7 protein-coding genes and 1 pseudogene are annotated in these 7,967 nt (G+C 70.5%); 5 read left to right on the forward strand and 3 right to left on the reverse strand.

Features of this window, described 5'->3' with window-relative positions; genetic code table 11:
• The 4 genes and pseudogenes from AC08OT_RS17110 to AC08OT_RS17125 all read left to right on the forward strand — a co-directional run.
• A pseudogene (locus tag AC08OT_RS17110) lies at positions 1–361 on the forward strand (hypothetical protein); the annotation flags it as partial.
• A gap of 630 nt (positions 362–991) precedes the next feature.
• Positions 992–1,735, forward strand: coding sequence for a glycosyltransferase family 2 protein (locus AC08OT_RS17115; RefSeq protein WP_476593336.1), 744 nt, complete (start codon positions 992–994; stop codon positions 1,733–1,735).
• On the forward strand, positions 1,717–1,896 hold the full coding sequence (locus AC08OT_RS17120; protein ID WP_476593335.1) for a hypothetical protein: 180 nt from the start codon (positions 1,717–1,719) through the stop codon (positions 1,894–1,896). Before AC08OT_RS17115 ends, AC08OT_RS17120 begins: the two co-directional genes overlap by 19 nt.
• Positions 1,897–2,182: 286 nt before the next feature.
• Complete coding sequence (locus AC08OT_RS17125; protein WP_476593334.1) at positions 2,183–3,220, forward strand: hypothetical protein; 1,038 nt, start codon at positions 2,183–2,185, stop codon at positions 3,218–3,220.
• 28 nt (positions 3,221–3,248) lie between these two features.
• Here the strand turns inward: AC08OT_RS17125 and AC08OT_RS17130 are convergent, their stop codons facing one another.
• From AC08OT_RS17130 to AC08OT_RS17140, 3 genes are read right to left on the reverse strand one after another with little or no spacing between them, the layout of a single operon-like run.
• A complete protein-coding gene (locus tag AC08OT_RS17130; RefSeq protein WP_476603033.1) occupies positions 3,249–5,111 on the reverse strand; it encodes a WD40 repeat domain-containing protein in 1,863 nt (620 codons plus the stop codon).
• Positions 5,075–5,677, reverse strand: a complete 603-nt coding sequence (locus tag AC08OT_RS17135) for an ATP-binding protein (protein ID WP_476593332.1) — start codon at positions 5,675–5,677, stop codon at positions 5,075–5,077. Before AC08OT_RS17135 ends, AC08OT_RS17130 begins: the two co-directional genes overlap by 37 nt.
• Positions 5,622–6,146, reverse strand: coding sequence for a toll/interleukin-1 receptor domain-containing protein (locus AC08OT_RS17140; RefSeq protein WP_476593331.1), 525 nt, complete (start codon positions 6,144–6,146; stop codon positions 5,622–5,624). The genes AC08OT_RS17135 and AC08OT_RS17140 overlap by 56 nt, the downstream gene beginning before the upstream one ends.
• 624 nt (positions 6,147–6,770) lie before the next feature.
• Here AC08OT_RS17140 and AC08OT_RS17145 point away from each other — a divergent pair.
• Positions 6,771–7,967, forward strand: a 1,197-nt coding sequence (locus AC08OT_RS17145; RefSeq protein ID WP_476603034.1) for a pyridoxal phosphate-dependent decarboxylase family protein, incomplete at its 3' end; no start/stop codon positions are given.

A 7,967-nucleotide genomic window follows, 5' to 3' on the forward strand; every position in this document is an offset into this window, starting at 1 on the left:
CGGACACGACCAGTACTACCGGCGCAACGTTGAGATCATGAGGGACTGGCTGGAGAAGAACGTCCCCAACGTGCATCCCGTCGGCCGCAACGGCATGCACCGTTACAACAACGCCGACCATTCGATGCTGACCGCGATGCTCACCGTGGAGAACATCCTCGACGGCACCGAGCACGATGTGTGGACTGTCAATGTGGAACAGGAGTACCACGAGGAGAAGGCAATCACCGACTCCGAGACCAGCGCGACAGCAGGAACTGGCCGCGACGCGCCGATCATTCCACGCCGAGACCACAGATCGTTCCTTGCTGCTCCATCCAGCACGAACAGCACGACGAGATCCGGCAGACCTGCGGGCTGACGCAGCCCGTCACCAACGAGAATTAGGCCGGACCATGATCGCTAGTGGGCAAGAGTGACGAGATGGGGTGCGTTGACGGCGCGCCAGCGGGCTTGGGTGGACTCGATCAGCTTGTCTGCCATGGCCAGTCCTGCGGCGCGAGACCTCGGCCCATCGGTGATCTTGGTGATGGGCCTTAGGGAACTTCGCCTTCCGTGCCATCGCCCTACGTGCCGTCGGTATCCGGCTCCCACGGGGCAGGTCACCCCTGGTACCTGAGCGCCCTTCCCGGAACCAGTCCTGGTCCAGACCGTCGCATTGATCGGCAGGCTCCGCCATCCCGCTCGATTCGGTTACGAACAGCACCGGCTGCGCCCGCTACGCCCCGCCTGGCGAGAGCTGTTCAGCTTGACGGAGCTCAAGGCCGTGGCCGATGCCATCACGCTGCTGCAGGAGCAGCCCACCCCGTTCCGACGGAGGCGAAGTTCGCCTTCCCCCGCGATTGGGAGCGTCTGCACGCCGATGCCGGTGGGGCAGTGAGATCCGTCTTCCTCGCGCCGAGCGGGCCGTTCGAACCGCTGGTTTTCTATGGAGTACGGCGACCGGCGCGACTTCGACGATGATCCCGACGACGACTGACCGGAGGTCGGTGTGGTAACGGCGTCGGCGTCGGCTGGGGCGCCGGGCGATCTGGACGTCCTGATACCCACCTGCGGGCGGCCCGCGGCGCTGGCTGTGACGCTCGCCGGCCTGGCAGCGCAGACCGCAACCGGATTCCGCGTCGTCATCTCGGACCAGACACCGGGACCGGCAGCGTGCGACACCCCCGAGGTCCAAGGGGTGCTGCGGCTGCTACGAGCGTGGGGCAGCGCCGTCGAGGTGCACCGGGGGCGGACGTGGCGGGGCCTGGCGGAGCAGCGCCAGTTCCTGCTCGACGCGTCCCGCGGCCGATATGTGCTCTACCTCGACGACGATGTGCTCTGCGAGCCGGCCCTCGTGGACCGGCTGCTCGCCGCCATCCGCACCCTGCGCTGCGGCTTCGTCGGCACCCCACCGCAGGGGCTGAGCCACGTCACGGACGTGCGGCCGCACGAGCAGAAACCCTTCGAGACCGTCACCGACGCCGCGGACGTCCGGCCGGAGCGGGTGCGCAAGGGCACTCCCGGCTGGGAACGCTGGCGGTTGCACAACGCGGCGAACCTCACCCACATCACCGCCGGCCTCGCCCGTCGCGGCCGGCTGCCGGCGGGTGGCTGGCTCGCCTACCGGGTGGCTTGGATCGGGGCTGCGTCCTGTACGACCGGCATGAACTGGTCATGGCGGGCGGGTTCGAATTCTGGCCCAGACTGCCCCCTGACCACCGCGGCGAGGACGTGGTGGCCCAGCTGCGGGTGATGGAGCGGGCCGGCGGGGCCGGCGTGCTGCCGGCGGGCGCCGTCCACCTGGAACTGCCGACGACGCTCCCCAACCGTCGCGTGGATGCCTACACCGAGATCATTGAATCCGACGACCAGGCCGACCAGGCAGGCGGCGGGCAGCTGCCACGACCGCCGTGAGGCTCCGCCGGTGCAGAAGTCACGGCGAGTGACCTGTGCCGGGTCGACCGGTGCCGCTGTGGGCCGTAGGCTGCCGCGGGCCGTGGGAGACCACGTTGTGCTGGGTGTTTCCGCTTCCGGCGGGCAGCCGCCCCGGCTAGCGTCCAGCGAGTGTGCAGTCGGGCCGGCAGACGGGGCATGACCATGGCAGACGGGGCGTGACCATGGACGATGACCCGTTCTTCGACTGCCCACGGACAGATCATGGTCATGGGAAGCGGGCGACATCCCGAAGCGCAGGTGCGGCATGGGCGACGAGTCCGATCGACGGCGGTTCCTCCGGCTGGCGGCGGGGGCATCCCTGCCACCCGGGCTGTTCATGGTCCGGAGCGGGCCAGTGACCCCGCGAGTGATCGCGTCCGAGGACGTCCTGAACCACATCGACGTCCGCATCCAGCAGATCACCGGGGCGTACGAGCGGACCCCGATCGGCGCGACGAGCGTGTACCTACGCCGGCATCTGCCGGCCGTCCGCTCCCTGCTCGCCGAGGGCGGGCACCCGACCGCCGTCGACGCCCGCCTGCACCGCGCCGCCGGCCGCCTTGCTGCCCTGTGGGCCACCACCCGCCACGACCTCGGTGACATCCCCGAGGCGACGGCCGCGTTCGCCGAGGCGTTCGGCCACGCCGAGGAGGCGCGGGACCGGGCACTGCAGTGCTGGGTTCGGCTGTGGCAGAGCTCCCTGGCCCGCAAGTCCGGCCGCCTGGCCTCCGCCCTCGCGCTGGCCCGCGCCGCCACGTCCCACGTCGGTGCGGGCTCGCCGGCCGCCAGCCGCGCCGCGGCGATAGAGGCTCGTACCCTGGGCGCGCTCGGTGAACGGGCGGGCGTGCACGAAGCGATCAACCGTGCCTGGCGCATCCAGGGGACGCTGAGCCGCGCGCAGTCGGGCAACCCCGGGTTCTCGATCGACACCCTGCATATGCTGACGCTCGCTGAACTGTCTGCGGCGGCGTACGTCGAACTCGGCCAACCGGACGCGGCCTCGGTCTATACCGACGCCTCGGTGCACCATCTCGACGTCGCCGGGGCGACCGACCTGCGGTCGATGGCGAGGATCGCCGCGGCTACAGCGGCCCTGCACCGCCACCACGTCGACGAGGCCGAAGCGCTCGTCACCGAGGCACTGGACATCTCCGAGCACCGGCCGAACGCCGTGGTGGTCACGCGGACCCACCGGTTCCTCACGGACGCCCGGCGGATCGCCGGGCGGCGCCAGGGCACGAACAACATCGCCGAACGCCTCGACACCTGGACGTTGCCGACGTTGCCGACGTTGCCGAGGTAGCCGAGGTAGCCGACGGTGCCGCCGGCGGTCACCCGGCGCAGGTGTCCTGGTAGGGCAGGCCGGGAATGTGAAAGCTCCACGCCGACTGGTCGAGCCCGCCCTGGGCCTCGTGGCAGGCGTATTCGACGACGCCGTTGCGGCGGAACGCGTCGACCGCGGCGAGCCGCCACAGCCGGACGGTGCCATCGTTGCCGCCGGAGGCCAGCGTCCCGCCGTCCGGGGAAAAGGCCAGCGACAGGACGGAGCGGGTGTGCCCGGTCAGCGGCTGCCCGATCTGCCGCGGCGGGGTGACGCTGGTGTCCCAGAGCCATACCCTCCGGCCAGATCCGACCGCGGCCAGGACCTGCCCGTGCGGGGAGAAGGCCACGGCCCGGACCGGTCCGGGGTCGGCGAGAAGGAGGCTGGGCGGCCGGGGCCGATCCGGGGCGGTGACATCCGTCAGCATGATCGATCCGTCCTGGCCGGTGGCTCTGAGGCGCCCGTCCGGGGAGAATGCCTCCCACGGCGTGGGGGGGGGGACCGCGGCGGCATTCACGCGCTCCCGCGCTTGTGGCCGGTCCGGGTCGGCGATGTCCCACCGCAGCACTGTCCCGTCGACGCCGGTCGCGTCGAGGTTCCGGCCGTCCGGCGAGAACGTCACCGACGTGATCCCGCTGCGCTGGCCGGTGAGGGGCGGGTCGATCCGACGAGGTTGACCCTCCGTCACATCCCACAGCACGACCGTTGCGTTCGCGCCGCCGACGGCCAGGATGCGCCCGTCCGGGGAGAACGTCACCGAGGTGACGGGATCGCCGCGGCTGGCGAGCGCGGTCGGGTCCTCGACGAGAGTCTGCAGCAGGTTCGCCTGGCTGCCGGCCTCACCACCGGCCTCACCACCGCTACCGGAGTCGATGTTTTCGGCGGCGATGGCGAGTCGTAACGCGCGCACCCGGTCCGTCGCCCGCGCGACGTTGGCGTTGGCGAGCAGGGTATGAGTGATCAGGGCGTGCCGCGCCCGTTCCGCGGTGCGCTGCGCCTGCCGGGCGGTGAGGGACTGCCAGGTGGCGATCGCGGCACCGGCGACAGTGAAGACGAGGAGCACGGAAAGGACGGTGATGACCTGCCGGCGGCGTTGACGTTCGTGACGTTCCCGGCGGCGGGCCGCCTCGACGCGCGCACGTTCCTGGCGACGGGCTTCCTCGATCCGCTGGTCGCACGCGTCGATGAACCTCCGCCCGGCCGGTTTGAGATGGACCACCGGCTCCTCACCGGCGCGGAAACGCTCATAGGACTGCCACAGCGTCGTGATGGCGGTGGTCAGCCGGTCCTCGTCCCAGAGCGGGCCGTCGTTGTGCTCCCACTCGGCGGCGGCGCGCTCGACCTTGCCCTCACTGAGCAGGGCGGCTTCCCGTTCCCGGATGACGGCATCCAGTGGCTTCCAGGCGGTCAGCAACGCCTCGTGGACGACCCCGACGGCGGTCCCCAGGCTGTCGCTGGGGGTGGACAGCAGCCGTTGGTTCACGAAGACCTGGAAGGTTCTCCGCAACGCGTCGGACGGCAGGTCCTTGAGGTCGATGCGTCGGCGGGTCCGCCGACCGGCCTCGTCGAGCGTGGCGAGCTCGGCCAGGCCGACCAGGATCTCCTCCCGGCCCAGCCCGCTCGTCTCCACGGCGTCGTCGAGGACGGCGTCGGCGCGGCGGGCCAGCGCCCCCTGCACGCCACCCAGCTCGTGGTACCGGTCCATCGACAGGGTGCCGCCGCGGGTCTGGTCCTTGGCCAGCTCATGGAGCGTGAACGCCAGCAGCGGCAGTGCCTCGCCGTCCTCGGTGTCCGCGACCATCTTGGCGACCAGCTCCGGCTCCACCTGCAGGCCGGCTACCCGGGCCGGCTCGGTGATGACGACCGGCAGCATGGGAGGGGGAAGACGTGCAGGTTGACCCCGCCCTGTTCGGGAGGGCCGCTCAGTTCGGGCAGGGCGAAGACCTGGTCCTGGAACTCGGAGCGAAGCGCCATGACCACCCGCACGGGACCGGTGACCCCATGCCGCAACAGGGTCGCCAACCGGGCCCGTTCCTCTTCGTCCGATCGGGTGAACAGCTCCTCGCCCTGATCGATGATCAGTAGCAGCAGTCTGTCCCGCACCGGGCCGGAGCCTGCCGTCAGAAGTTCTTCGGCCAGCCCCATCAGGGCCAGGTCGTCCTCCCTGAGCTGCCGGTCGATGTCGGTGACCGCCCACTGCTGGCCGACGCGCCTCGCAGCCTGGGTCAGGGTGTGGGCGAGCTTGCGGACCGGGTCCCGGCCCGGCCAGAAGGGGTCGGCCACCTCCCAGCCGGGCTCGCCCGCCAGCCGGGCCGGCAAGCCGGCGGTGACCAGCGACGACTTGCCGCACCCGGAGGCACCGACCACCAGTAGCAGACGCTGTTCACCGTAGGGAGCGTAGCCGGTGGGTGAGCCGCCGCAGCTCGTTGCCGCGCCCATAGAACACCTTGGCCATGTCCCGGGTGAACGGCCGCAGACCCGGGAACGGGGACCGGTCGTCCGCCCAGCCCAGCCCGCCGGCGGCCTCGACGCGCCGCAGCCCAACGTTCAGGTTGTCGGCCCATCGCGGATTTTCGTGCAGGTGAACGTGCTGCCGGTCCTCCAGGAGCGGGGAGGTGACCGTCGGCTCCACGCGCAGCGGCAGCAACAGGCTGCCGACCTCGTAGGCGATTCCCAGTTCGTAGGCGCACCATGGGGAGGCGTTGTAGGCGTTGGCGATGACACAGACCACGGCGTCGGCGGCTCGCAGCTCGTGGTGCAACCGATCCTTCCACATGTCGCCGGGCTGGACGCCCACCCGGATGTCCTGAGCGAGGAACACCCGGTGGCTAAGAAGGGTCAGCGCCTGATGAACCTCGTCGGCCAGCTCCGCGTCGGCGCCCGCATGGCTGACGAAAACTCGTGCCACCATCGCCCCCGGGATTCGCCGTGCACATCCTCAGGAACATTCTAGGCGCCGACGCCCTCGCCGCCCTTGTCACCGAACGGGTGCGATGAGGGCGACTGTGAAAGCACCGTCCAAACGCCGGGTCGCGCGAAGATTGCCCCGCGGTACGACACGTGTCCATCGCGCTGTCGTAGGACGCGTCGGCTTGTCCGGCGGTCCGGTTGCACGCCTGGGACCACTTCATGGCATGCTCGGTTTCGATGACATGAGGATGTGTCGGCCGCTCGTCCCCCGGGACGGCGGGTCTGGGCACCTTCCGCGGCGTCCATGGGGTATATGGATGGACGCCCGGGCATGTCGTCCCGTAGGCCGGGTCCTCATCGTGGAGGTTTGTTGTGAAGCGTGTCGGAGTAATTGTTCTGTTGGTTGCCCTGATTGGTGGCGGGTTCCTCTTCCGTCGTCAGCGCGGCAAGCAGGACGCGTAGCCTCGCGTCGTCCCCCGGGTCGCGGGAGATCACCCCGACCCGGGCGGCTTGTGACGGTCCGCGACGATCCGGTGTGAACTCGGGGTTGACCCGGAAACGCCGATGTTGCGGCGGGGTGAGCTACCCGATGTCCGGGCATGGCCGATCCTAGACTCCGCCTGTGCATCGGTTTGACGGGCAGACTGCCGATCTCGTCCGCGCGATCTGTGACTTTGCTCGCGTCCGGCTCGGATTCGATCCGGTACCGCTGGACGCGCCATTGTCACGGGACGAGTTGGCGGCAGCGGTGGGATCCACGATCACCGCCGAGGGCATCGGTGGCCGTCGCGTCCTCGAGGTGTTCGACGAGCAGCTGTCCCGCGCCTGCATCTCGACGGATCATCCCCGCAATCTCGCTTTCATCCCGGCCGCCCCGACCAAGGCGGCTGTGTTGTTCGATCTGGTGGTCGGGGCGTCGTCCATCTACGCGGGCAGCTGGATGGAGGGCGCGGGCGCGGTCTTCGCGGAGAACGAGGCACTGCGATGGCTGTCGGACCTCGCGGGCTTCCCCGCCTGCGCCGGTGGGCTGTTCGTACCGGGGGGCACCGTCGGCAACCTGTCGGCGCTGGCCGCCGCCCGGCATGCCGCCCGGAGTCGGTTGACCGCCGCCGGTCGGCCGATTCCACCGCGATGGCGGTTCGTCTGCGGTGCCGAGGCGCACTCCTCCCTCTACCAGGCCGCCACGGTGCTCGACGCCGAGGTCGTCGTCGTGCCGACGGATGACGCCGGACGGCTGACCGGCCCGCTGTTGGCCGAGGCGTTGGACCGGCTCGCCGAGCAGGGCGGCGCCGAGGCCGTCGATGGCGTGTTCGCGGTGGTGGCGACTGCCGGGACCACTCAGTTCGGCACCGTCGACGACATCCGCGAGGTGGTGGACGTCTGTCAGGCCCGCGGGCTGTGGGTGCATGTGGACGGCGCCTACGGGCTGGCCGCGCTCGCCGCCGCATCGACCCGCTCTCTCTTCGACGGGATCGCCGAGACCGACTCGTTCATCGTCGATCCACACAAGTGGCTGTTCGCGCCGTTCGACGCCTGCGCGCTGGTGTATCGCGATCCGGCGGTGGCCCGGGCGGCGCACGGCCCGCAGCGGGCCGGCTACCTCCAGGTCCTGGATTCGGCGGGGGCCTGGAACCCGTCGGACTATGCCATCGGGCTGTCCCGGCGGGCCCGCGGGCTGCCGTTCTGGTTCTCGCTGGCGACGCATGGCACCTTGGCCTACGGCCAGGCCATTGAGTCCACGCTGGCGACCGCCCGGGCGGCCGTGCTCCAGATCGCCGCGCTGCCTCACCTCGAGCTGGTGCGGGAACCGCAGCTGTCG

The sequence above is a fragment of the Frankia sp. CgJB1 genome (assembly GCF_977947065.1).

Coding starts and splice junctions, on each gene's coding strand:
- AC08OT_RS17125 (WP_476593334.1), top strand. CDS start 2,183: ATGGGCGACGAGTCCGATCGACGGCGGTTCCTCCGGCTGGCGGCGGGG.
- AC08OT_RS17130 (WP_476603033.1), bottom strand. CDS start 5,111: ATGCTGCCGGTCGTCATCACCGAGCCGGCCCGGGTAGCCGGCCTGCAG.
- AC08OT_RS17135 (WP_476593332.1), bottom strand. CDS start 5,677: ATGGGCGCGGCAACGAGCTGCGGCGGCTCACCCACCGGCTACGCTCCC.